Annotated in this window: 16 protein-coding genes; 6 read left to right on the top strand and 10 right to left on the bottom strand. The window is 58.7% G+C overall.

What is annotated here, in order from left to right:
• Positions 1 to 37: 37 nt before the first annotated feature.
• Positions 38 to 1432 carry a Si-specific NAD(P)(+) transhydrogenase gene (sthA, locus tag ACYZT5_RS00235; RefSeq protein WP_462001991.1) on the bottom strand — a complete coding sequence of 465 codons (1395 nt, stop codon included), beginning with the start codon at positions 1430 to 1432 and terminating at the stop codon, positions 38 to 40.
• A 207-nt stretch (positions 1433 to 1639) separates the two neighbouring features.
• Positions 1640 to 2626, bottom strand: a complete 987-nt coding sequence (locus ACYZT5_RS00230) for an FAD:protein FMN transferase (RefSeq protein WP_462049279.1) — start codon at positions 2624 to 2626, stop codon at positions 1640 to 1642.
• A 219-nt stretch (positions 2627 to 2845) separates the two neighbouring features.
• On the opposite strand from ACYZT5_RS00230, the gene tcuC reads away from it, so the two are divergent.
• Positions 2846 to 4144 (top strand): tricarballylate/proton symporter TcuC, encoded by a 1299-nt coding sequence (tcuC, locus tag ACYZT5_RS00225; protein ID WP_462049278.1) that lies wholly within the window; start codon positions 2846 to 2848, stop codon positions 4142 to 4144.
• A 60-nt stretch (positions 4145 to 4204) separates the two neighbouring features.
• Here the strand turns inward: tcuC and ACYZT5_RS00220 are convergent, their stop codons facing one another.
• Positions 4205 to 5668 carry a glyceraldehyde-3-phosphate dehydrogenase gene (locus tag ACYZT5_RS00220; RefSeq protein ID WP_462049277.1) on the bottom strand — a complete coding sequence of 488 codons (1464 nt, stop codon included), beginning with the start codon at positions 5666 to 5668 and terminating at the stop codon, positions 4205 to 4207.
• 363 nt (positions 5669 to 6031) lie between these two features.
• Here ACYZT5_RS00220 and mfd point away from each other — a divergent pair, with 363 nt between their 5' ends.
• Genes mfd through ACYZT5_RS00205 form a run of 3 tightly spaced genes read left to right on the top strand, consistent with a single transcriptional unit; the run spans position 6032 to position 12759 of the window.
• Positions 6032 to 9481, top strand: coding sequence for a transcription-repair coupling factor (mfd, locus tag ACYZT5_RS00215; protein WP_462049276.1), 3450 nt, complete (start codon positions 6032 to 6034; stop codon positions 9479 to 9481).
• Between the two features lie 10 nt (positions 9482 to 9491).
• The gene (locus ACYZT5_RS00210) at positions 9492 to 10058 is read left to right on the top strand and encodes a CsiV family protein (RefSeq protein ID WP_462049275.1); all 567 of its coding nucleotides are present in this window, start codon (positions 9492 to 9494) and stop codon (positions 10056 to 10058) included.
• 10 nt (positions 10059 to 10068) lie between these two features.
• Positions 10069 to 12759, top strand: coding sequence for a DEAD/DEAH box helicase (locus ACYZT5_RS00205; protein WP_462049274.1), 2691 nt, complete (start codon positions 10069 to 10071; stop codon positions 12757 to 12759).
• A 117-nt stretch (positions 12760 to 12876) separates the two neighbouring features.
• Here ACYZT5_RS00205 and ACYZT5_RS00200 read toward each other — a convergent pair whose 3' ends face one another.
• The 4 genes from ACYZT5_RS00200 to ACYZT5_RS00185 all read right to left on the bottom strand — a co-directional run bounded on the left by ACYZT5_RS00200 (position 12877) and on the right by ACYZT5_RS00185 (position 18858).
• On the bottom strand, positions 12877 to 16185 hold the full coding sequence (locus tag ACYZT5_RS00200; protein ID WP_462049273.1) for an SNF2-related protein: 3309 nt from the start codon (positions 16183 to 16185) through the stop codon (positions 12877 to 12879).
• Positions 16186 to 16231: 46 nt separating this feature from the next.
• Positions 16232 to 16969, bottom strand: a complete 738-nt coding sequence (locus ACYZT5_RS00195) for an S-methyl-5'-thioinosine phosphorylase (RefSeq protein ID WP_462049272.1) — start codon at positions 16967 to 16969, stop codon at positions 16232 to 16234.
• A 12-nt stretch (positions 16970 to 16981) separates the two neighbouring features.
• Complete coding sequence (gene nagZ / locus ACYZT5_RS00190; RefSeq protein WP_462052356.1) at positions 16982 to 17980, bottom strand: beta-N-acetylhexosaminidase; 999 nt, start codon at positions 17978 to 17980, stop codon at positions 16982 to 16984.
• Between the two features lie 170 nt (positions 17981 to 18150).
• Positions 18151 to 18858, bottom strand: coding sequence for a TetR/AcrR family transcriptional regulator (locus tag ACYZT5_RS00185; protein WP_283190374.1), 708 nt, complete (start codon positions 18856 to 18858; stop codon positions 18151 to 18153).
• 229 nt (positions 18859 to 19087) lie between these two features.
• Between ACYZT5_RS00185 and lexA the strand changes: the two genes are divergently transcribed.
• Complete coding sequence (gene lexA / locus ACYZT5_RS00180) at positions 19088 to 19696, top strand: transcriptional repressor LexA (protein WP_282482082.1); 609 nt, start codon at positions 19088 to 19090, stop codon at positions 19694 to 19696.
• Between the two features lie 10 nt (positions 19697 to 19706).
• Positions 19707 to 20180: an SOS-induced cell division inhibitor SulA gene (sulA, locus tag ACYZT5_RS00175; RefSeq protein ID WP_462049271.1), complete on the top strand. Its 474-nt coding sequence runs from the start codon at positions 19707 to 19709 to the stop codon at positions 20178 to 20180.
• 94 nt (positions 20181 to 20274) lie between these two features.
• Here sulA and ACYZT5_RS00170 read toward each other — a convergent pair whose 3' ends face one another.
• The 3 genes from ACYZT5_RS00170 to topA all read right to left on the bottom strand — a co-directional run bounded on the left by ACYZT5_RS00170 (position 20275) and on the right by topA (position 23955).
• Complete coding sequence (locus tag ACYZT5_RS00170; RefSeq protein WP_140893639.1) at positions 20275 to 20508, bottom strand: hypothetical protein; 234 nt, start codon at positions 20506 to 20508, stop codon at positions 20275 to 20277.
• Between the two features lie 154 nt (positions 20509 to 20662).
• On the bottom strand, positions 20663 to 21187 hold the full coding sequence (locus ACYZT5_RS00165) for a DUF6586 family protein (protein ID WP_462049270.1): 525 nt from the start codon (positions 21185 to 21187) through the stop codon (positions 20663 to 20665).
• A 140-nt stretch (positions 21188 to 21327) separates the two neighbouring features.
• Positions 21328 to 23955: a type I DNA topoisomerase gene (gene topA / locus ACYZT5_RS00160; RefSeq protein WP_462049269.1), complete on the bottom strand. Its 2628-nt coding sequence runs from the start codon at positions 23953 to 23955 to the stop codon at positions 21328 to 21330.
• Between the last annotated feature and the right edge of the window lie 22 nt (positions 23956 to 23977).

Genomic DNA, 23977 nt, shown 5'->3' with positions numbered 1-23977 from the left:
GTCTCCCCGGCCGGCTCAGGCCACCGGCCGGAGCCACTCAAAAAAGCCGGTTGAGGCCATCGTACGCCGCTACCCGATAGGCTTCGGCCATGGTCGGGTAGTTGAACGTCGTGTTGACGAAATACCTTAGCGTGTTCAGTTCGCCCGGCTGGTTCATGATCGCCTGACCAATGTGAACGATCTCCGACGCCTGATAACCGAAACAGTGAACGCCAAGCACTTCCAGGGTTTCGCGGTGGAACAGAATCTTCAGCATGCCCTGAGGCTCGCCGGCGATCTGTGCACGCGCCATGCCCTTGAAGAACGCCTTGCCCACTTCGTACGGCACCTTGGCCTGAGTCAGCTCCTGCTCATTCTTGCCGATCGAGCTGATCTCCGGAATGGTGTAGATGCCGGTCGGCACGTCGTTGACGAAGCGCCAGCTATTGTTGTCAACGATGCTGCCAGCGGCCGAACGACCCTGGTCGTGAGCAGCACTGGCCAGGCTCGGCCAACCAATCACGTCACCGGCGCCGTAGATGTTCGGCTTGCAGGTACGGTAGGCCTCGTCGACTTCGATCTGGCCACGGCTGTTGACCTTCACGCCGACGTTTTCCAGACCCAGCTGATCGGTGTTGCCGGTACGACCGTTGCACCAGAGCAAGGCGTCGGCCTTGATCTTCTTGCCCGACTTGAGGTGCAGGATCACACCGTTGTCCACGCCTTCGACGCGGTCGTAGTCTTCGTTGTGGCGAACCGTGATGTTGTTGTTGCTGAAGTGATAGCTCAGGGCCTGGGAAATTTCCGAGTCGAGGAAGCTCAGCAACTGACCGCGGTTGTCCACCAGTTCAACCAGTACACCCAGACCGCTGAAGATCGAGGCGTATTCGCAACCGATCACGCCGGCGCCGTAAACGATGAGTTTGCGCGGGGTGTGGCCGAGGCTGAGGATGGTGTCGCTATCGTAGATACGCGGGTGGTGGAAATCGATGTCCGCCGGCCGATACGGACGCGAACCGGTGGCGATGATGATGTGCTTGGCCACCAGTTTTTCGACCACGCCGTTGGCGCAGACCACTTCAATGGTTTGCTCGTCGGCGAAGCTGCCGGTGCCGAAGAACACGTCGACGCGGTTACGGGCGTAGTAGCCGGTGCGCGATGCGACTTGTTTGGAGATGACTTTTTCGGCGCTTTTCAACACGTCCGGGAACGAGAACCAGCGTGGCTCACCAATGGCCCGGAACATCGGGTTGGTGTTGAACTGCATGATCTGCCGGACCGAGTGACGCAGTGCCTTGGACGGGATGGTACCCAGGTGGGTGCAGTTGCCGCCGACCTGGCGACGGCTATCGACCATCGCCACCTTGCGCCCTGCTTTGGCGGCGTTCATTGCCGCGCCTTCTCCCGCCGGGCCGGAACCCAGCACCACCACGTCGTAGTTGTAGACAGCCATGCGTACTCCTCAGAACAGGCCGCGGCGCCCTCGGCACCTGCGGCTAAATCACGCCGATCTGCGGCGTGAAGGAACAATTTGGGGCCAGTGCAGAACCCGGACACAGTCTATATAAGCGTCAACGCCGCGCACATTAACCCTTGGTCGCGTCGTAGGCTACTTTTGCCTGCACTACAACGCCAGTCTTCGATGCTTGAATCGCCGTCATCACTCGGTTTTTCCGCCACTCAAGCGTTCAAAAGCCTGATTGGTTCGTGTGACGAAACCTGTATCGGCACGAATCACAAAGAATGCACCGATGTCGTGTTTTTCTGCGTAGTCCCAACCCCGTTCAGGACCCAGAATCAGCAACAGCGTCGATAAGCCATCGGCCATCAACGCTGAAGGATGAATCACCGTGACTGACGCCAGGGTGTGTAAGACCGGTGCCCCGGTGCGGGCATCGAAGGTGTGGGAATAACGCCGACCGTCCTGCTCGAAATAGTTGCGGTAGTCGCCGGAGGTGGAAACGCCGTAGCCGTCGACGGCGATGATGCGCTCGGCCACTTGCTGGTCGTCGCGGGGTTCTTCCAGGGCGATGCGCCACGGTGAGCCGTCAAGTTTTTTACCGGCAGCCTTGAGTTCGCCAGTGGCTTCGGCGAGGTAGTTATGGATGCCCATCCCCTCGAGTTTTGCGGCAATCGTATCGACCGCATAACCGGCGGCGATGCTATTGAAGTCGAGCTCGACCGCGGCGTCTTTGCACAACTGATCGCCATCGATACGCAGGTGCTGGTAACCGACTCGCTGCCGCACTTCGGCCAGCGCTTGGGTCGCGGGGATTTTTTCCTCTCGAGCCTGCGGGCCGAAACCCCAGAGATTGAGCAGAGGTTCCACGGTCAGGTCGTAGGAGCCTTCGCTTTGTTCAGACAGTTGCTCGCCCACCCGGATCAATTCGAGCACCGGGTCAGGCATGACCTGACAGCGGCCGGCCGGCAGTGCGTTGAAGCGTTCGATGTCCGAGTCGCTGCGATAGGTCGAGAATTGTCGATCCACTTCGGCGAGGATATTTTCTACTTCGGCCTGCACCGCTTTCGGCCCGGGCGTGGAGGAATGCCGTATGTATTGAATGGAATAACGACTGCCCATGGTCGGGCCATCGAAGCGTTCCAGACTGTCGCCGTTGCCACAACCGGACAAAACGCCGACCAGCATCACAATCCCAGTCCACCGTCCAGTTAACAAATCTTCATCTCCCCTCAAAACCGCGCCCGCCATTATGGGCTTCAGAGCGCATGGGAGCCAGATCTGCCTCATCTGCCTGTCAGACGCAAAACCTGTGGGAGCGAGCGTGCTCGCGCAATCCCCCTCGCCACACAGGCTCGCACAGGTGCAGCGCTTTCAAACAAGATTTACCAGAGTGAGTAACTACAAATGTCCTCCAGCACGAGCAAAGGCAAAGCGATTTTTCGCGTTGTCAGCGGTAACTTTCTCGAGATGTTCGACTTTATGGTCTACGGCTTTTACGCCACGGCCATCGCCAAAACCTTCTTCCCTGCCGATAGCGCTTTCGCCTCCCTGATGTTATCGCTGGCCACCTTCGGTGCCGGCTTCCTGATGCGCCCACTGGGGGCGATTTTCCTCGGTGCCTACATCGACCGTCACGGTCGACGCAAAGGGCTGATCATCACCCTCGCGATGATGGCTGCCGGCACGGTGCTGATTGCCTGCGTGCCGGGTTACGCCACGTTGGGCGTCGCGGCGCCGCTGATCGTGCTGTTCGGCCGTTTGCTGCAAGGCTTTTCGGCCGGCGTGGAACTGGGCGGCGTGTCGGTGTACCTCGCCGAAATTTCCACACCGGGTCGCAAAGGTTTCTTTGTCAGTTGGCAGTCCGCCAGTCAACAAGCCGCGGTGGTATTCGCCGGCCTGCTGGGTGTTGGCTTGAACCACTGGCTCAGCCCGGAACAAATGGGTGATTGGGGCTGGCGTGTGCCGTTCCTGATCGGCTGCATGATTGTGCCGGTGATCTTCGTGATTCGCCGCTCACTGGAAGAAACCCCGGAATTCCAGGCGCGTAAACACCGCCCTACCCTGCGGGATGTCGTCCGCTCGATCAGTCAGAACTTTGGCATCGTCATCGCTGGCATGGCGTTGGTGGTGATGACCACCGTGTCGTTCTACCTGATCACCGCTTACACCCCGACCTTCGGTAAAGCCGAACTGCATCTGTCGGATCTGGATGCGTTGCTGGTGACGGTGTGTATCGGTCTGTCGAACTTCTTCTGGTTGCCAGTGATGGGTACTGTGTCCGATAAGATCGGACGTAAACCCTTGCTGCTGGCGGCGACGATTCTGGCGATTCTCACCGCCTACCCTTCGCTGTCGTGGCTGGTGGCGAACCCGAGCTTCAGCCACTTGTTGATCGTCGAGTTGTGGCTGTCGTTCCTGTATGGCTCGTACAACGGCGCGATGGTGGTGGCCCTGACCGAAATCATGCCGGTGGAAGTTCGTACAACCGGTTTCTCCCTGGCCTACAGCCTGGCGACGGCTACCTTCGGTGGCTTTACACCGGCGGCGTGTACGTACCTGATCCACGTGCTGGACAACAAGGCTGCGCCGGGGATATGGCTCAGTGGTGCGGCGGTATTGGGGTTGATTGCGACGCTGGTGTTGTTCAAAGGCAATCGGCATGAACTGCGGACCGCGCAGGCAGCAGTGGTTGGCGGCGCCTGAGTAGCGCACAAACAAAAACGCCCCGACCAAAGTCGGGGCGTTTTCATGTGCAGCTAATGCTTAGCGCGGGAATGCTGGCGGGTTTACACCGGCCATGTCTTCCATCACGCGAACCACCTGGCAGCTGTAACCGAATTCGTTGTCGTACCAAACGTACAGAACAACGCGGTTGTCTTGGCTGATGGTCGCTTCAGCGTCCACAACGCCTGCGTGGCGCGAGCCAACGAAGTCGGTGGAAACCACTTCCTGCGAGTTGACGTAGTCGATTTGCTTATGCAGATCGGAGTGCAACGCCATGTAGCGCAGGTAATCGTTCATCTCTTCACGGGTGGCGGCTTTCTCAAGGTTCAGGTTGAGAATGGCCATCGACACGTTTGGCGTCGGAACGCGGATCGCGTTACCGGTCAGCTTGCCGGCCAGTTCAGGCAGCGCCTTGGCAGCAGCGGTGGCAGCACCGGTCTCGGTGATCACCATGTTCAGCGCGGCGCTTCGGCCACGGCGATCGCCTTTATGGAAGTTGTCGATCAGGTTCTGGTCGTTGGTGTACGAGTGAACGGTTTCAACGTGTCCATTGATGATGCCGAACTTGTCGTTAACAGCTTTCAGCACCGGCACGATGGCGTTGGTGGTGCAAGAAGCGGCCGAAACGATCTTGTCGTCGGCGGTGATTTCGCCGTGGTTGATGCCGTGAACGATATTCTTCAGTTTGCCTTTACCCGGCGCGGTCAGAACAACGCGGTCGATACCCGGGCAAGCCAGGTGTTGACCCAGGCCGTCGGCGTCACGCCACACACCGGTGTTGTCCACCAGCAGCGCATCTTTGATGCCGTATTGGGTGTAGTCGACTTCGGTCGGGTTTTTCGCGTAGATAACCTGGATCAGGTTGCCGTTGGCGGTGATGGTGTTGTTGACTTCATCGATAGTGATGGTGCCATCGAACGGACCATGAACCGAGTCGCGACGCAGCAGGCTGGCACGCTTGACCAGGTCGTTCTCGGCGCCCTTGCGGACAACGATGGCACGCAGACGCAGGCCGTCGCCACCACCGGTTTTCTCGATCAGGATGCGCGCCAGCAGACGGCCGATACGACCGAAGCCGTACAGAACAACGTCGGTGCCTTTGCGGGCGGAAACGTTTTGCTGACCAACGACGTCAGCCAGTTCTTCACGGACGAACTGCTCGGCAGTGCGGCCATTGCCTTCAGCCTTGAACTTGACTGCAAGCTTGCCCAGGTCTACCGAAGCGGCGCCAAGTTTGAGCTCGCTCATTGCTTTGAGCAGCGGGAATGTTTCGTGGACGGACAGTTCGCTGTCGTCGGACTGGCGATGGCGGGCAAAGCGGTGGGCTTTGAGAATCGCAATGACTGAACGATTGATCAGGCTGCGGCCATAGATCGAGCTCACCACGTTGTTGTTGCGGTAGAGCTGACCGATAAGCGGAATCATCGCTTCTGCGAGTGCTTCACGGTCGATCCATTCACCAAGACACTGGTCGGGCTTCTGAGTCACGGGAACCTTCCACATGTAGGGGCAGAAAAAAGGGGCTACATTATGCCGCCGAGTGCCTCCCGTAGCAATGCGCGCCTGTCGCGCGACCAGTAACAAAATCCACTTCAAAAAAACCACGCACCGCTCAAGCCCAGTAAAACCGTGGCCTGCAGCGCAGTCAATTTTTTGGAGATAACGCTGTCTTGTCTGTAACCCTCCGTAACACTCGGTCGTTTTGCCACTACATATTCGGTCATTTTTGCTAAAAAACGGCCCGATTTTGTCTTTACCACTACATTTCGCCCAACCTGCGTAATTGACACAGTCTGCAACTGACAGGCGGCACCCGGGGCCGTTACAATTACCGACTTTGTCGCAACGCTTGGAGCTCAACCTTCCGTGCCCGTTCTGCGTCTACCGCTTCTCCCTGCCGCGGCAGGTAAACAGCACTGGGGCAATCTGCCCGGTGCCGCCCTGAGCCTGGCCATCGCCGAGGCCGCCAGCGCTGCCAAGCGCTTTACCCTGCTACTGACCGCCGACAGCCAAAGTGCCGAACGGCTGGAACAGGAGCTGAGTTTCTTCGCCCCGGATTTGCCGGTGCTGCATTTCCCGGACTGGGAAACCCTGCCCTACGATCTGTTTTCGCCGCACCAGGACATTATTTCCCAGCGAATCTCCGCGCTGTATCGATTGCCGGAGCTGAGTCATGGCGTTTTGGTCGTGCCGATCACCACGGCCCTGCATCGCCTGGCGCCGACCAAATTCCTGCTCGGCAGCAGCCTGGTGCTGGACATCGGCCAGAAGCTCGACGTCGAGCAAATGCGCACCCGGCTTGAGGCCAGCGGCTATCGTTACGTCGATACCGTCTACGAGCACGGCGAATTTACCGTACGCGGCTCGCTGATCGATCTGTTCCCGATGGGCAGCAAATTACCTTTTCGCATCGACCTGTTCGACGACGAAATCGAGACCCTTCGTACATTCGATCCGGAAAACCAGCGCTCCATCGACAAAGTGGAAACGGTTCGCCTCCTGCCAGCGAGAGAGTTTCCGCTACAAAAGGATGCGGTCACCCGTTTCAAGGCGCGCTTCCGTGAGCGTTTCGATGTGGATTTTCGTCGCTGCCCGATCTTTCAGGATTTGAGCAGCGGGATTACACCGGCCGGTATCGAGTACTACCTGCCGCTGTTCTTCGATGAAACCTCCACGCTGTTCGATTACCTTCCACAGGACACGCAAGTGTTTTCCTTGCCGGGCATCGAGCAAGCGGCGGAAAACTTCTGGAACGACGTACGCAATCGTTATGAAGAGCGCCGCGTCGATCCTGCTCGTCCTTTATTGCCGCCAGCCGAGTTGTTCCTGCCGGTGGAAGATTGCTTCGCTCGCCTGAAGAACTGGCCACGCGTGGTCGCCAGTCAACAGGATGTGGAAACCGGCGTCGGCCGCGAGCGCTTCCCCGCTCGGGAGCTGCCGAACCTGGCCATCGAAGCCAAGGCGACTCAACCGTTGGCGGCGCTGGCGGGTTTCCTTGATGAGTTTCCCGGTCGCGTGCTGTTTACCGCCGAATCCGCGGGCCGTCGAGAAGTGCTACTGGAATTGCTGGAACGTCTGAAGCTGCGACCGAAAACCGTCGACAGCTGGCCGGACTTCGTCGCGAGCAAGGAGCGCCTGGCGATCACCATCGCGCCGCTCGACGAAGGTCTGGTGCTCGACGACCCGGCGCTGGCCCTGGTCGCCGAAAGCCCGTTGTTCGGTCAGCGCGTGATGCAGCGCCGTCGTCGCGAAAAACGCACCGATGCCAACAATGATGCCGTGATCAAAAACCTCACCGAGTTGCGCGAAGGTGCGCCGGTGGTGCACATCGATCACGGTGTCGGGCGTTACCTCGGGCTGACGATTCTGGAAATCGACAATCAGGCCGCCGAATTCCTGACCCTTGAATACGCCGAAAACGCCAAGCTTTACGTGCCGGTGGCCAACCTGCACCTGATCGCCCGTTACACCGGCAGCGACGATGCCCTGGCCCCACTGCACCGTCTCGGCTCCGAGACCTGGCAGAAAGCCAAACGCAAAGCCGCCGAACAAGTGCGCGACGTCGCCGCCGAACTGCTCGACATCTATGCCCGCCGCGCCGCTCGCGAAGGTTATGCGTTCGCCGACCCGAAAGCCGACTACGCGACCTTCAGCGCCGGTTTCCCGTTCGAAGAAACCCCGGACCAGCAAACCACCATCGAAGCGGTGCGCACCGACATGCTCGCGCCGAAACCGATGGACCGCCTGGTCTGTGGCGACGTCGGTTTCGGCAAAACCGAAGTGGCGATGCGTGCAGCTTTTATCGCGGTACACGGCGGTCGTCAGGTGGCGATTCTGGTGCCGACCACCCTGCTCGCGCAGCAGCACTACAACAGCTTCCGCGATCGCTTCGCCGATTGGCCGGTGAGCGTGGAAGTGATGAGCCGATTCAAGTCGACCAAGGAAGTGAACGCTGCGGTCGCGGATCTGGCCGAAGGCAAGATCGACATCGTCATCGGCACGCACAAGCTGCTGCAAGACGACGTAAAAATCAAAAACCTGGGGCTGGTGATTATCGACGAAGAGCACCGTTTCGGTGTCCGCCAGAAGGAACAGCTCAAGGCCCTGCGCAGTGAAGTCGACATCCTCACCCTGACCGCCACGCCGATTCCGCGCACGCTGAACATGGCGGTCTCGGGCATGCGCGACCTGTCGATCATCGCCACGCCGCCGGCCCGTCGCCTGTCGGTACGGACGTTCGTCATGGAGCAGAACAAGAGCACGGTCAAAGAGGCCTTGCTTCGTGAGCTGTTGCGTGGCGGCCAGGTCTATTACCTGCACAACGACGTGAAGACCATCGAGAAGTGCGCCGCCGACCTCGCCGAACTGGTGCCGGAGGCGCGGATCGGCATCGGCCACGGGCAGATGCGCGAACGCGATCTCGAACAGGTGATGAGCGACTTCTACCACAAGCGCTTCAACGTGCTGATCGCCTCGACCATCATCGAGACCGGCATCGACGTACCGAGCGCCAACACCATCATCATCGAGCGCGCCGACAAGTTCGGCCTGGCGCAGTTGCACCAATTGCGCGGCCGAGTCGGTCGCAGCCACCACCAGGCTTACGCTTATTTGCTGACGCCGCCGCGTCAGCAGATCACGCCCGATGCGGAAAAACGTCTGGAAGCGATCGCCAATACACAGGACCTTGGCGCGGGCTTCGTGCTCGCCACCAACGACCTGGAAATCCGTGGCGCCGGCGAATTGCTCGGCGACGGGCAGAGCGGGCAAATCCAGGCCGTCGGTTTCACGCTGTACATGGAGATGCTCGAGCGCGCAGTAAAGTCGATCCGCAAGGGCGAACAACCTAACCTCGATCAACCGCTGGGTGGCGGCCCGGAAGTCAACCTGCGAGTACCGGCGTTGATTCCCGAGGACTACCTGCCAGACGTACATGCTCGACTGATTCTCTACAAACGCATCGCCTCGGCCACCGATGAGGAAGGCCTCAAGGACCTGCAAGTGGAGATGATCGATCGTTTCGGCCTGTTGCCGGAGCCAACCAAGAACCTGATGCGCATCACCGCACTGAAATTGCAGGCCGAGCTACTGGGCATCAAGAAAGTCGACGGCGGCCCGCAAGGGGGTCGAATCGAGTTCGCGGCACAAACCCCGGTTGACCCGCTGACGCTGATCAAGCTGATCCAGAGCCAGCCCAAACGTTACAAATTCGAAGGCGCCACGATGTTTAAATTCCAGGTGCCGATGGAGCGCTCGGAAGAGCGCTTTAATACTGTAGAGGCGCTGTTTGAGCACCTCATTCCGAAAACTGCTTGAAGGACGCCGCATGCGCCTGTTTCGCTCACTGACCTTGTTGATAACCTTGGTCGCCCCTACGGCATTTGCCGATGACCTGTATCAGATTGAAATGATTCTGGTCCGCCAAAACGCCGTGCCTGCGATCGTCAGCCGGGCCGCGCCGGAAGACTGGGCTGCCGGAGCTCAGCCCATCAACCCCGACACCCTGCGCACGCCGAGCCTCAATGGCGAAGTGGAAAAGCTCACCGCCAGCAATGAATACACGGTGTTGCTGCACAAGGCCTGGCAACAGAACCTTGGCGAAGAAGCCAGCAAAATCGCGATCAGCGAGGGCAAAGAACAGTTCGGTCAGTTCCCGATCGAGGGCACGCTGAGCATGAAACTGGGACGGTTCACCGATGTGGATGCAGACTTCTGGGTCAACCAGATCGACGCCAACGGCATGGTCACCGCCAGCGAACGCCTGAAACAGGAAAGCCACACCAAGAACGGCCAGCTGAACTTCCTCGACAACGGCCACCTCGGCCTGCTGATCAAGATCACATCCCTGACCGCCCCTGCGCCTCGGCCAGACGCTGTTGAAATACCGGACTGATTGAGTCCTTATGTCTGCGACCCTGAGCAAACCCCTGGCACCTTCCTGGGTCAGCCGATTCAAGGAACAGAGCCTGGAGCGTGGCCGCCGCTACGCGCTGGAGAACCGCGTCAGGATCGTCGAGGCCGGCGACGCCACGATCATCGCCGCCTGCGAAGGCTCTGGCGGTAATGTTTACCGTCAGACCATTCACCTGCGCGAGTCGGCCAAAGCCACCTTGCTGATGATTGACGCCACCTGCACCTGCCCGGTCCACAGCAACTGCAAACACTGCGCGGCGGTGCTACTGAAAGTGCAGGAAACCCTCGCCTACCCCGCTGCGGCGCAAGACGCCGAGCTGCTGGAAAAACTTCAGGCCGTACTGGAAAACCGTAGCCCGAAAGCGCCGCCGCAGGTGCTGGTGGATAACGTGCAACCGGTGCCGCGCCTGTGGCTGGCAAGCATTGAATTCAGCGCGTTCGAACCGCGCAACGGCAAGATGCAGCGCTACATCCAGCATCGCGCGGCGCTGTCCTTCAACTACCTGGATGAATACGTTAGCGGGCAGAAGAACGCCGACATCCTGATTCGTCAGGAAACCCAGACGCTGCGGATAAAACGTCACCCGGAAGTCGAACAAACCTACCGGGAACAGCTGCGAATCCTCGGCTTCAAAATCGCCACCCGGCAAAGCAAGGCCTTGCCGGAAAGTGCTGGCGAGCTCTTCGAGATGGTCAACGACAGCGCCTGGCTGACCTTCACCCTCAATGAACTGCCGAAGCTGCGCACTCAGGGCTGGGAGCTGCAGATCGACGAAGACTTCGGTTTCGACCTGACTGCCGTGGACGACTGGTACGCCACCGTCGAACAGGCACCGGAGCGCGACTGGTTCGACCTGGAACTGGGGATCATCGTCAACGGCGAGCGGCTGAGCCTGTTACCGATCCTGTTGAACCTGATGCGCTCCCATACCGAGATCCTCAACCCGGAACGCCTCGCCCGACGTCGCGACGACGAGTTGATCCTGGTGAATATCCCCAATCGCCCGAACTCCGAGTACGGCCCGCTGCAAGTCGCCCTGCCCTTCGGTCGGTTGAAACCGGTGCTGGCGACCCTCGGCGAGTTCTACCTGCAAGGGCCCGGCGAAACTGCGCTGCGCCTGAGCAAGGCCGATGCCACGCGATTGAATCCGCTGGAAGACCTGCCGTTGCTCTGGGAGGGTGGCGAGCAAATTCGTACCTTTGCCCAGCGGTTGCGAGACATCAAGGACTTCGCCGCGACCGCACCGGAAGGCTTGAACGCGACCTTGCGCCCGTATCAGCTGGAAGGCCTGAGCTGGATGCAGTCGTTGCGCCAACTGGAAGTAGGCGGGATCCTCGCGGACGACATGGGTCTGGGCAAAACCCTACAGACCCTGGCGCACATTCTCAGTGAGAAAAACGCTGGACGCCTCGATCGGCCGTGCATGGTGGTGATGCCCACTAGCTTGATTCCTAACTGGCTCGACGAAGCGGCGCACTTCACACCGCAACTCAAAGTGCTGGCGTTGTACGGCGCCAGTCGCAAAAAGCATTTCGACAAACTGACCGATTACGACCTGATCCTGACCACCTATGCGTTGCTGCCCAAGGACGTCGAACGCCTGGCGGCGCAGCCTTTGCACGTGTTGGTTCTGGATGAGGCGCAATACATCAAGAACCCCAACAGCAAGGCCGCCCACGCTGCCCGCGAATTGAATGCTCGTCAGCGCCTGTGCCTGAGTGGCACGCCGCTGGAAAACCACTTGGGCGAGCTGTGGTCGCTGTTTCACTTCCTGCTGCCCGGCTGGCTGGGTGACGTGAAAAGCTTCAACCGCGATTACCGCGTGCCGATCGAAAAGCGCGCCAGCGAAGTACGACTTCAGCACCTCAACGGTCGGATAAAACCATTCCTGCTGCGCCGAACCAAGGAACAAGTGGCGACCGAGTTGCCGCCGAAAACCGAAATCATCCATTGGGTCGAGCTCAACGAAGCCCAGCGCGACGTATACGAAACCATGCGCTTGGCCATGGACAAGAAAGTCCGCGACGAGATCACCCGCAAGGGCGTGGCGCGCAGCCAGATCATCATTCTTGAGGCGCTGCTGAAGTTGCGTCAGGTGTGCTGCGATTTGCGCCTGGTCAATGACGCCGCCCTGCCCACTCGCGGCAGCACGTCCGGCAAGCTCGACAGCCTGATGGAAATGCTTGAGGAATTGTTCGATGAAGATCGGCGGATTCTGCTGTTCTCGCAGTTCACGTCGATGTTGGCGCTGATCGAGGTAGAACTGAAGAAACGCGGTGTCGAATATGCGTTGCTGACGGGACAGACTCGCGACCGGCGCGCGCCGGTAAAAGACTTCCAAAGCGGCAAGCGTCAGATCTTTCTGATCAGCCTGAAGGCCGGTGGCGTTGGCCTGAACCTGACCGAAGCCGACACAGTGATTCATTACGATCCGTGGTGGAATCCGGCGACGGAAAATCAGGCGACTGATCGGGCGTATCGCATTGGTCAGGAGAAGCCGGTGTTCGTCTACAAGATGATTGCCAGAGGCACGGTAGAAGAGAAGATTCAGCATCTGCAGAAGGAAAAATCCGACTTGGCGGCGGGCGTGCTGGATGGGCGCAAGACCGGGGACTGGAAGTTGCAGAGTGATGATATTGAAGCGTTGTTTGCGCCGCTGCCGGACAAACTCGAAAAATAGTGGCGATCTATAGATCGCCTTCGCGAGCAGGCTCGCTCCCACAGGGTTGACATCAATCCTGTGGGAGCGTGGCTTGCCCGCGATGGCGTCAGCTCGGACTCACTGCAGTCACGCTTTTCAGGATTTGGAATCAGGCAGTGGCGCAAACAGCGCCTCAATGTCACTCTGCTCAAGCTTCCACCCACCCGTCGTTCCACCTTCAAGTACCGCCCCGGCCAGCGCCGCCTTCTCTTGCTGCAGCGCCTGTATTTTTTCTTCCACCGTGCCGCGCGCAATCATCTTGTAGACGAACACCGGCTTATCCTGACCGATACGATAAGCACGGTCCGTCGCCTGGTTTTCAACGGCAGGATTCCACCAAGGATCGAAGTGGATCACCGTGTCCGCCGCTGTCAGGTTCAGTCCTGTCCCGCCTGCCTTGAGGCTGATCAGGAACAACGGCACTTTGCCGCCCTGAAAGTCTTTGACCGGCGTGCGCCGATCCGTCGTTTCACCCGTCAACAATGAATAACCGATCCCTCGCCGCTGCAATTCTTCCTCAATCAATGCAAGCATCGAAGTGAACTGCGAGAACAGCAGAATCTTGCGGCCTTCGCTGAGCAACTCTTCGAGCATCTCCATCAGGCCGATCAACTTGCCGCTGCCCGCACGAAGTGCTTTCGCCGTCAGGGGCATTTTGATCAGCCGTAGATCGCAGCACACCTGGCGCAGCTTGAGCAAGGCATCGAGAATGATAATCTGGCTACGCGCAACGCCGCTTCGAGCAATTTCGTCACGCACCTTCTTATCCATCGCCACACGCACGGTTTCATAGACATCCCGTTGCCCATCGCTGAGTTCGACCCAATGCACAATCTCGGATTTAGGCGGCAACTCGGTGGCGACCTGTTCTTTCTTGCGACGTAGCAGAAAGGGTTTTATCCGGGCTGTCAGGTGCCGCATCCGTTCGCTATTGCCGTGTTTTTCAATCGGAGTTCGGTAATCGCGATTGAAGGTTTTACTGTCGCCCAGCCAGCCGGGTAACAAGAAGTGAAACAGTGACCACAACTCGCCAAGATGATTTTCCAACGGCGTGCCGGACAAGCACAAACGTTGCCGAGCTTCCAGATCCCGGGCAGCTTGAGCGGCCTTGCTGAGCGGATTTTTGATGTTTTGCGCTTCATCGAGAATCAGCACGCTCCAGACCTGTGGTTGCAAAACCTCAAGATCACGCGGCAGCAACGCATAGGTGGTCAGCACCAGATCGTATTCGGCAAGGTTGATGAAGTCCTTTTGCCGAGTGGCGCCATGCAGTGCCAGGACTTTCAATTGCGGAGTGAAGCGTGCCGCTTCGTCCAGCCAATTGGGAATCAGGCTGGTCGGCATCACCGCGAGCGCCGGCAGATCCAGTCGGCCCGCCTGCTTTTCCAACAGCAGATGAGCCAGGGTTTGCAGGGTCTTGCCCAAGCCCATGTCATCGCCGAGGATACCGCCGACCTCCAGCTCACGAAGGGTTTGCATCCAGTTCAGGCCTTCAAGCTGATAAGGCCGCAGTGTGGCGTTGAGGCCTTGCGGAACAGCAACGTTTTGCTGAGTCGATTCACGCAAGCGTTTCGCGAAACCGCGCAAGCGCTCGCCGCCCTGCCAGACCAGCGGCAACCCGTCCAATTCACTCAAGCGCGCTGCATCAGGGGCGTTCAAGCGCAACGAGGTGCCGCTGCTCACACCCATATACAATTCGCCGAGCGTAGCCATCAACGGCTTGACCCGCCCCAGGGACAGCGCAACTTTTATACCTGGCTTGGCACCTGACTGACCACTATTGAGATCGATCAGCACTTGATCGTCATCGTCACGCAAGGCCAATTCTGCCAGGTTCAACAGTTGCGGTTGCCTGCGCATCAATTGCAGCAGGATTGGCAGCAAACTGTGGCGCTCGCCGTTAACCACGATGCCCAACTGCAGATCGAACCACTCCCGTCCCGGGGACTCCTCGACGTCGGCATACCATTCTTCTACGGGCTGCAAATTGAAATGAAAACCGTCGTAGATACTAATCTGCCAATTGGCCTCTCTGAGCGCCGGCACACCGGATTGCACAAAAGCCAGCCACGCCGAGTCATCCGGCAAACCAAACATTTCACCTGCGCTATCGGGTAATGCATCACTTTTACGGGTGGCCTTTTTCAAGCCTTGTTTTTGCAAGGCTTGACGCAAGATTTTTTCGGCCGCGGGTTTGCGTTGAATGCGTTGGGTTTCGGTACCGGACAGTATCAATATTTCCGTGGATTTTTTGTCTGCCGCCATATGGCCGTCGTAGGTAAAGGCCAACGCAGCGCGATGCTCGTGTTCATACTTCCAGCGCTGATTTCTTTGCAAATAGCTTGCAAGTGTCAGGTGGGCTTGGGGTTCAACGTCATCGATAACCCGCTCGGTCAAAGCGTGCGGAGGAGAAACGACTCGAGTCGCTGCACTCATCCGATGGCTGAACTGCATGGCCTGGCGTGCCGGAATGTCAGGGGCCAATGACAGGTGGCACGCCAGTTTCTCATTCAGCTCACTGAGCAGCGGTCCAACCTCCATCCGTTGGCGGTCCAGGTAGTACAAAGGTTCCAGCGCCAGAATCGTTTCTTCAGGCGCTTCGTCACTGTGCCACTGAGGACGGAAACTGCCACTGGCTTGCTCGGCCCAGGCAAATTGCGCAGACCTGCTCATTCCAGGTGCCAGGGGCTGCAATTGTTCGAAGTCGAGAAACAACCGCGAAGTTTTCAATGCCAACTGGAGGACTTCAGCCCCACTGCTGCCTTGCAGAGGGTAACCGCTATAAAAAGAATGATAGGAGTGGATCGCGACCAGCAACCTGGCGATTCGCAGGTCAAGCTCGGATAGATAGCCAGGCTCTCGCATCAATGCTTCTGACGGCGAGAACACAGGTTTGATGTCCTGCAAGCGGCCGTCCTTGAGTTGACGAGCCTTACAGATTTCCAGCAACCATTTGCCTGCAGTCGACGTTGCCTTGAGTTTGTATACCCAGCACGTGCCGGTGCTCTTGGCAGACTCATCGCGATCTGCAACGTCGCGAGAAAGATCATTGAGCCAGCGCTCCAGATCGCGATTCAGCTGGACTGGGGCAGTACTTTTGAACGAGTCCATGGGGAGTTTTTGCAAATTATAAAGCACGGTCGCGCAGTGCTTGCAATTGACCACCACTGGGCACGAACAGCAGCACACCAGTTCAAAATCGCCGTTAAAGTCTTCGATGAGTTCAATGGTTTGCTCGTAGATATTTCCTTGGGAACCTTTGCAGGTAGCGAGAACGAGGACGTCTTCCATTTCGCGGATTTGCACCCGACTTTCTACTGCGTATCTGCGAGCCTTATCCAGAGCGCGATGACTGAACTCCTCCGCCCACGGCAGCTCATGAAGTTGCTCAATAATTGCCGGCATAAAATCAACGCTTCTGAAAGTGACTGTAGTTCGCAGGTATCAAGACTCAGCCCTTCAACACCCGAGCCAACGTAGACTTCACCGTGCCCATCCCGTCATGCAACGCTTGCTCGATCTCGGCCATGGTAATCACCAACGTGGACTTGCCCGCTGCCGGGTTCACCACCAACGCCAGACAGGCGTAATCCAGTTCAAGCTCGCGAGCCAATGCCGCTTCCGGCATCCCGGTCATGCCGACGATGTCGCATCCGTCGCGCTCCAGTCTCGCGATTTCAGCGACAGTTTCCAGCCGTGGCCCCTGGGTGCAGGCGTACACGCCTTGACTGGCAAAACCAACGCCTTCCGCCGTCAATGCCGCGATTAGCTGCGAACGCAGGGCTTCGCTGTAGGGATAGCTGAAATCGATGTGGGTAACTTGTTCGAGATTATCGGCGAAATAGGTGTGTTCGCGACCACTGGTGTAGTCGATCAATTGATGCGGTACGCAGAAATATCCGGTGTCCATCACGGCATGAATCCCACCCACGGCATTGACCGCGAGAATCGCTTCGGCACCGGCCTGCTTCAGCGCCCAGAGGTTGGCGCGGTAGTTGACCTGATGCGGCGGAAAACGGTGAGGATGACCATGGCGCGCAAGGAACAGCACTTCTTTGCCGGCGTACTCACCGATCTGCACTTCAGCCGAAGGCGCGCCGTAAGGGGTGTCCACCGCCAATGACTGACGAATGCTCAGGCCTTCGAGTTGAGTCAGGCCGGTGCCACCGATAATCGCGTAAACCGTCATAACGAAAAGTCCTCAATCAATCAGTTGAGCTTCTTTGAGCGCGCCGACCGCTGCGAGCCAGCGCGGGTTCTGACGGTATTCGATGTTGGCGTACGACTGGCCGCGCATCCGCGCGATGCGCTCGGATGGTTTGACCTTCAGACGCTGGGCGGCGCTCAAAGCCAATTCGGCGGCCGCGCGATCGTTGCACACCAGGCCCATGTCGCAACCGGCCGTCAGCGCCGCTTCGATACGGCTGGCAGCATCGCCGACCACGTGAGCGCCAGCCATGGACAAGTCGTCGCTGAAGATGACGCCGTCGAATTGCAGCTCACCGCGCAGAATGTCTTGCAACCAGCGGCGGGAGAAGCCGGCGGGCTGGGAATCGACCTGCGGATAGATAACGTGGGCCGGCATGACGGCGGCCAGCTGTTTGTTCAATTTGGCGAACGGCACCAGGTCGTTGGCGCGGATCTCGTCGAGGCTGCGCTCATCATTGGGGATTGCGACGTGGGAATCTGCCTCGGCCCAGCCGTGACCTGGGAAGTGCTTGCCGGTAGCGGCCATGCCGGCGCTGTTCATGCCACGAATAAATGCGCCGGCCAGCACCGCTGCGCGCTCGGGGTCACCTTCGAATGAACGGGTGCCGACCACGGCACTGCGCTGATAATCGAGGTCCAGTACCGGAGCGAAGCTCAGGTCGAGGCCGACGGCCAGCACTTCAGTCGCCATGATCCAGCCGCACTGTTCGGCGAGGTATTCGGCATTCGGGTTGTCAGCGATGGCGCGCATGGCTGGCAGTCGCACGAAGCCCTGACGCAAACGCTGGACCCGGCCGCCCTCCTGGTCGACGGCCAGCAGCAGATCGGGGCGAATGGCGCGGATGGCGGCACTCAACTCGCGCACCTGGCGCGGGTGTTCGATATTGCGGGCAAAAATGATCAGGCCGCCCACTTCGGGTTGGCGCAATAATTGGCGATCTTCAGCCGTCAGCCAGGTACCGGCGACGTCCACCATCAACGAGCCTTGCAGGCCAGCAGTCATAGAGATTCCTTGATAACGATAAACCCGGCTCGCACGAATTCACCGCCATGGGCTGTGCCCGGCAGGTCGGCGACATAAATGGAGAACAGGTTCAGAACGAGAGTCCGCATGGGCGGCTAGCTTAGCGGATGTCAGCTGCCGCGCCCACCCGTGTGCGGTTAAACCTTGGCGGCAACCGGGGTCGATTTGCTGCGCGGACGCAACTGCGCAGTGGCCATGGCCACGTCAGTCACACCGGTTTCGGCGCGCATGCCCGCTGCCAGGAACGGCACCATCAGACGCATCACTTGCTCGATGGAGGTGTTGACGCCGAAGTCGGTCTCGGCAATTGCGCGCAGGGCTTTGATACCGGACATACTGAACGCGGCGGCACCGAGCATGAAGTGCACGCGCCAGAACAGCTCAATCGGCGGAATACGCGGTGCCGCTTCGTTGACCAACATCATGTAGCGGCGAAACACCTTGCCGTACATGTCTTCCAGATAACGCCGCAAGTGCCCTTGGCTCTGACTGAAGGCCAGACCCAGCAAACGCATGAAAATCGACAGATCGTTGCCGCTGCGCGGTTGCACCACCAGGGCTTGCTCGACAAGGATTTCCAGCAGCTCTTCAAGTGTCGGCTTGTTCTCTGGCTTGGCCTGACGCCGCTCCAGCTCTTTATCAAGGCTTAAGCAGAACGGCCCAAGAAAGCGTGAGAAAACTGCCTGGATCAGCGCCTTCTTCGAGCCGAAGTGATAGTTCACCGCCGCCAGATTGACACCGGCCTTGCTGGTGATCAGACGCAATGAGGTTTCAGCGAAACCTTTTTCCGCGAACAATTGCTCGGCAGCATCAAGAATGCGTTCAACGGTTTCCGACTGGGCCATGGCTACTCCGCCTGACAAACACTTGTTTGAAACATACGTTTCAGCCTGTGCATTGTCAAGCCTGCCGGTTCGTTTGGGGAATGGTCGGTCAGCTATTTAACCATACAACTCCCAAGCGTGAATCAGCAGACTGCTCGACCGTCTGGCGGTCGGCAAAAAAAGGGGCATTGCCAAGACCGCATCACTGTATATAATCCCAGTCACTGTATAAAAAGACAGAGCGATCAATATGCTAAAGCTGACGCCACGCCAAGCAGAGATTCTGGCCTTCATCAAACGTTGCCTCGAAGACAACGGCTACCCGCCTACCCGTGCGGAAATCGCTCAGGAATTGGGTTTCAAGTCACCCAACGCTGCGGAAGAACACCTCAAGGCGCTGGCTCGCAAGGGTGCGATCGAGATGACGCCCGGCGCTTCCCGTGGCATTCGCATTCCCGGCTTCGAAGCCAAGGCCGACGAGTCCACCCTGCCGATTATTGGCCGAGTGGCTGCCGGTGCTCCGATCCTCGCCCAACAACACATCGAAGAGTCCTGCAACATCAACCCGTCGTTCTTCCATCCTCGCGCCGATTATCTACTGCGGGTTCATGGCATGAGCATGAAGGACGTGGGCATTTTCGACGGTGACCTGCTGGCAGTACACACCACCCGTGAAGCCCGCAACGGCCAGATCGTGGTGGCGCGGATCGGCGACGAGGTGACCGTCAAGCGCTTCAAGCGCGATGGCAGCAAGGTCTGGTTGATTGCGGAAAACCCTGAATTCGCCCCTATCGAAGTGAACCTGAAAGATCAGGATCTGGTGATCGAAGGCTTGAGTGTCGGCGTCATTCGCCGCTAAAGGAGGCTTTATGCAGTTCCCACACACATCACAGCAAGCCCAACTGCCGTTGTTCGAGGCTTTCATGGTGCAGCCGTTGGCGCCGATCCTGAAAGACGTGGTCGAGTCACCCTGGAGCGCCGAGCCCGAAGTCTTCAGTGAGCTGTCGCTGCGTGGTGCAGCCGGGAACTGCCTGAACCTTCTTGCGCCGATCCTCAGGGAACTGAGCCAAGACCAGGACGCGCGCTGGCTGACGCTGATCGCCCCGCCCGCCAGCCTCACCCAAACCTGGTTGCGGGACGCTGGCCTTAACCGCGAACGCATCCTGCTGCTGCAACCGCGTGGCGCTCAGAGCGCACAGCAGTTGACCTGCGAGGCCTTGCGCCTGGGCCGCAGCCATACTGTGGTCAGCTGGCTCAACCCATTGAGCACAACTTCGCGGCAACAGTTGATCAGCGCCGCCCGGATCGGGGACGCACAAAGTCTGAATATTCGATTGGGCTAACTTTCAAACAATACGCGCCTTGAACAGCGCGGGGCTTCTCCAAGGATAGAGAAGCCGACCTGTAGCAATACCAGCAAAAAACCGACGAGCGGGATCAATGTAGAACCCGTGATCCCTCGTCCGTATTGAATTCGCCTTCAACCAGGCGCCCGGCCATCTGAACGCCGACGCTCAGCATCGCCTTCGCGACTTCAACGTGCTGGCCTTGCAGGAACGCTTTGGCATCCTCGGAGAAATCCAAAGTAACCAGAGAACCCTCGTCCTCGGCCCTGCGCAGCTCGATACGGCCGTCTGGTAACTCGACAATTTCTAGAAAGGACGTTGGCATAAAGGTCTGTTCTCCACGAAAGGCGGGGATTATATAGGCATCAGCCAGGCTTCGCTCGGGATCTTGACCTGATGCCACTACAAAGAGAAATTTCCGACAGCTCTCATCCCTGAACGGACAACCCACCGGGCCATCCGTTATTTCGCTCTATCCTTCAGCACTCGTTCAGGCCTTCGCGAAACCGAATCGCCAGTCCCTTGAGGTTCTGACGCCAGCTCTCCAGCTCTTCCCGACTCAGCTCTTGCGGAGCCTCTTCTTCATCCAGGTTAACGGCCAGGATCAGCGGTTGCGTCACGTCAGCCTTAGGCTTGTGCGGCGCCCGTGGCGGCTGAAACAGCGCAGCATGGGCCGCGAGCAGTTTGGCCAGCCAGGTTTCAGAATTTTGCGCCAACTCGACCATCTCGGCCATTTCGGGAATAGCGATGGCTTCCAGTACTTCGCGAGTCAGCAGCAACTCGGCCCGAGGTGCATTGGCCTGAGGCAAGCGATAGAAACCGGCGATTTCATGGCACAACCCCAGCAACGCACCGTACAAGTGAAACAACGCCGATTCGCGTCCGGCCTGAATCAGCGCCAGCGAGTTCATCGCACGCCCCTCTTCGGCTCTGGCGAGCGCTTCCAGCGACAGGCCGGCGAAGTAAATCTTCTGGTTGGTACGGGTATAGAGTTCGTGGGCCATGACGGCAGCCTCCACAACGAAATAATTGCTTCACACAGGTCAGACAGTGTCGTGGATGACCCAAGTTCACCGCAAGCACAAAACAAAAGGCCGCATGAAAACCCTAGGGTTGTCATGCGGCCTTTTGTGTACAGCGCCTTTTAAGCCTTGGCTGATGGACGCTTGTCTTCAACCTTCCACTTGCCGCCGTCGTAGTACGCCTTCCAGCCAGTCGGCTTACCGTCGACCTCAGTCTGAACGTACTGCTCTTTGGTCTTGCGGCTGTAACGGATCACTGCGGGGAGGCCATCCGGATCTTTCTTCGGTGCTTCGCAGAGGAAGTGGTACTTCGGATCGATCTCATCCTTGTGCGGCACAATTTCCATGACCAGCGGAGCACGCGTCTCGCGGTTTTTCGGGAATTGGCTGGCCGCCAGGAACAAGCCGGAAGCCCCGTCGCGCAGGATGTAGGTGTCGTTGACCTTTTCGCATTTCAGCTCAGGCATCTTCACCGGATCCATCTTCGGCGGCGCTGCATCACCGCTTTTCAGCAGTTTGCGGGTGTTCTTGCACGTCGCATTGGTGCACCCGAAGAACTTGCCGAAACGGCCGGTCTTGAGCTGCATCTCGCTGCCGCACTTGTCGCATTCCAGGCTCGGACCTTCGTAGCCTTTGATGCGATAAGTGCCCTCTTCAATTTCGTAGCCTGAGCAATCCGGGTTGTTACCGCAGATGTGCAGCTTGCGCTTCTCATCCAGCAGGTAAGCGTCCATCGCCGTGCTGCAGATCGGGCAGCGGTGCTTGCCACGCAAAACCAGCGATTCCGATTCACCCTCGTCGTCCGCCGCGATTTCGTCGCCCGGCACCAGGTTGACGGTGGCCTTGCAGCGCTCTTTCGGCGGCAGGCTGTAGCCCGAGCAGCCGAGGAACACACCGGTCGATGCGGTACGAATCTGCATCGGACGACCACACAACACGCACGGAATGTCAGTCATCACCGGCTGGTTGGCGCGCATGCCGCCTTCGGCGCTTTCGGCTACTTCGAGTTTCTTCTTGAAGTCGCCATAGAACTCGTCGAGCACGTTTTTCCAGTCGCGTTCGCCTTGGGCCACGTCATCGAGGTTCTCTTCCATGCCGGCGGTGAAGCCGTAGTCCATGAGATTGGAGAAGCTCTCGGCCAGACGCTCGGTAACGATGTCGCCCATCTTTTCCGAGTAGAAACGACGGTTGTGCAGCGCAACGTAGCCACGGTCCTGGATGGTCGAAATAATCGCTGCGTAGGTCGAAGGACGACCGATGCCGCGTTTTTCCATTTCTTTAACCAGGCTGGCTTCCGAGTAACGCGCCGGTGGCTTGGTGAAGTGCTGGGTCGGATCAAGCTTGATCAGCTTCATCGCGTCGCCCTGGGCCATGTCCGGCAGCACGTCATCATCACCAGGCTTGGCGATTTGCGGCATGACGCGGGTGTAACCGTCGAATTTCAGGATGCGCCCCTTGGCGCGCAACTCGAAGTCACCGGCACCGACGGTGACAGTGGTCGACAGGTATTGGGCCGGCAGCATCTGGCACGCGAGGAACTGGCGCCAGATCAGCTCGTAAAGCCGCTCTGCGTCACGCTCCATGCCCGACAGCTTGCTTGGCTCGGTGTTGGCATCGGACGGACGAATCGCTTCGTGAGCCTCTTGTGCGCCTTCCTTGCTGCTGTAGACGTTCGGGGTTTCCGGCAGGTACTTCTTGCCGAACTCGCCTTCGATATAAGTACGCGCCATCGTCACGGCATCGGCCGAGAGGTTGGTGGAGTCGGTACGCATATAAGTGATGTAGCCGGCTTCGTACAGACGCTGGGCCATCATCATGGTTTTCTTCACGCCGAAGCCCAGGCGGTTACTCGCAGCCTGTTGCAGAGTGGACGTGATGAAAGGTGCCGACGGCTTGCTGCTGGTCGGTTTGTCTTCGCGTTTGACGATGCTGTAGCTGGAAGCCTTGAGCTTCTCCAGCGCGGCCATGGCCTGGGTTTCGTTGAGCGGCTTGAAGGCCTCGCCTTTCTCGCGAGCCACGTCAAAGCGTACGGTTGCGCCCTTGGCGGTGCCGAGGTCGGCGTGAACTTCCCAGTACTCTTCCGGGTTGAACGCGCGGATTTCACGCTCACGCTCGACCACCAGCTTCACGGCAACCGATTGCACGCGACCAGCGGACAAGCCACGGGCGACCTTGGCCCACAGCAGTGGCGAAACCATGTAACCCACCACGCGGTCGAGGAAACGACGCGCCTGCTGGGCGTTTACACGATCGATGTCCAGCTCGCCCGGCTTGGAGAAGGCTTCCTGAATCGCCTTCTTGGTGATTTCGTTGAACACCACGCGCTTGTAGCGGCTGTCATCACCACCGATGGCTTCGCGCAGGTGCCAGGCAATGGCTTCCCCCTCGCGATCCAAGTCGGTTGCGAGATAGATGGTGTCAGCATCTTTGGCGAGCCGGCGCAGCTCTTCGATGACCTTTTCCTTGCCCGGGAGGATCTCGTACTTGGCTTTCCAGCCATGATCGGGATCGACACCCATGCGCGAGACCAGCTGCTTGCGCGCCTTCTCTTTCGGCGTGAGCACCGGACCTTCACCCGCGGCAGCCTTGCCGCGCTTGGCGGCTGGCTCTTTGCTGGCGCTAGCCGAACCGCTGGTGGGCAGGTCTCGGATATGGCCGATACTCGACTTCACCACGTATTGGTTACCCAGATACTTGTTGATGGTCTTGGCCTTAGCCGGGGATTCCACAATGACCAGCGATTTGCCCATGGATCAGAAAATTCCTGAATTC

The sequence above is a fragment of the Pseudomonas sp. LB3P14 genome (assembly GCF_054898045.1).
This window is presented reverse-complemented; position numbering and strand designations above follow the sequence as displayed.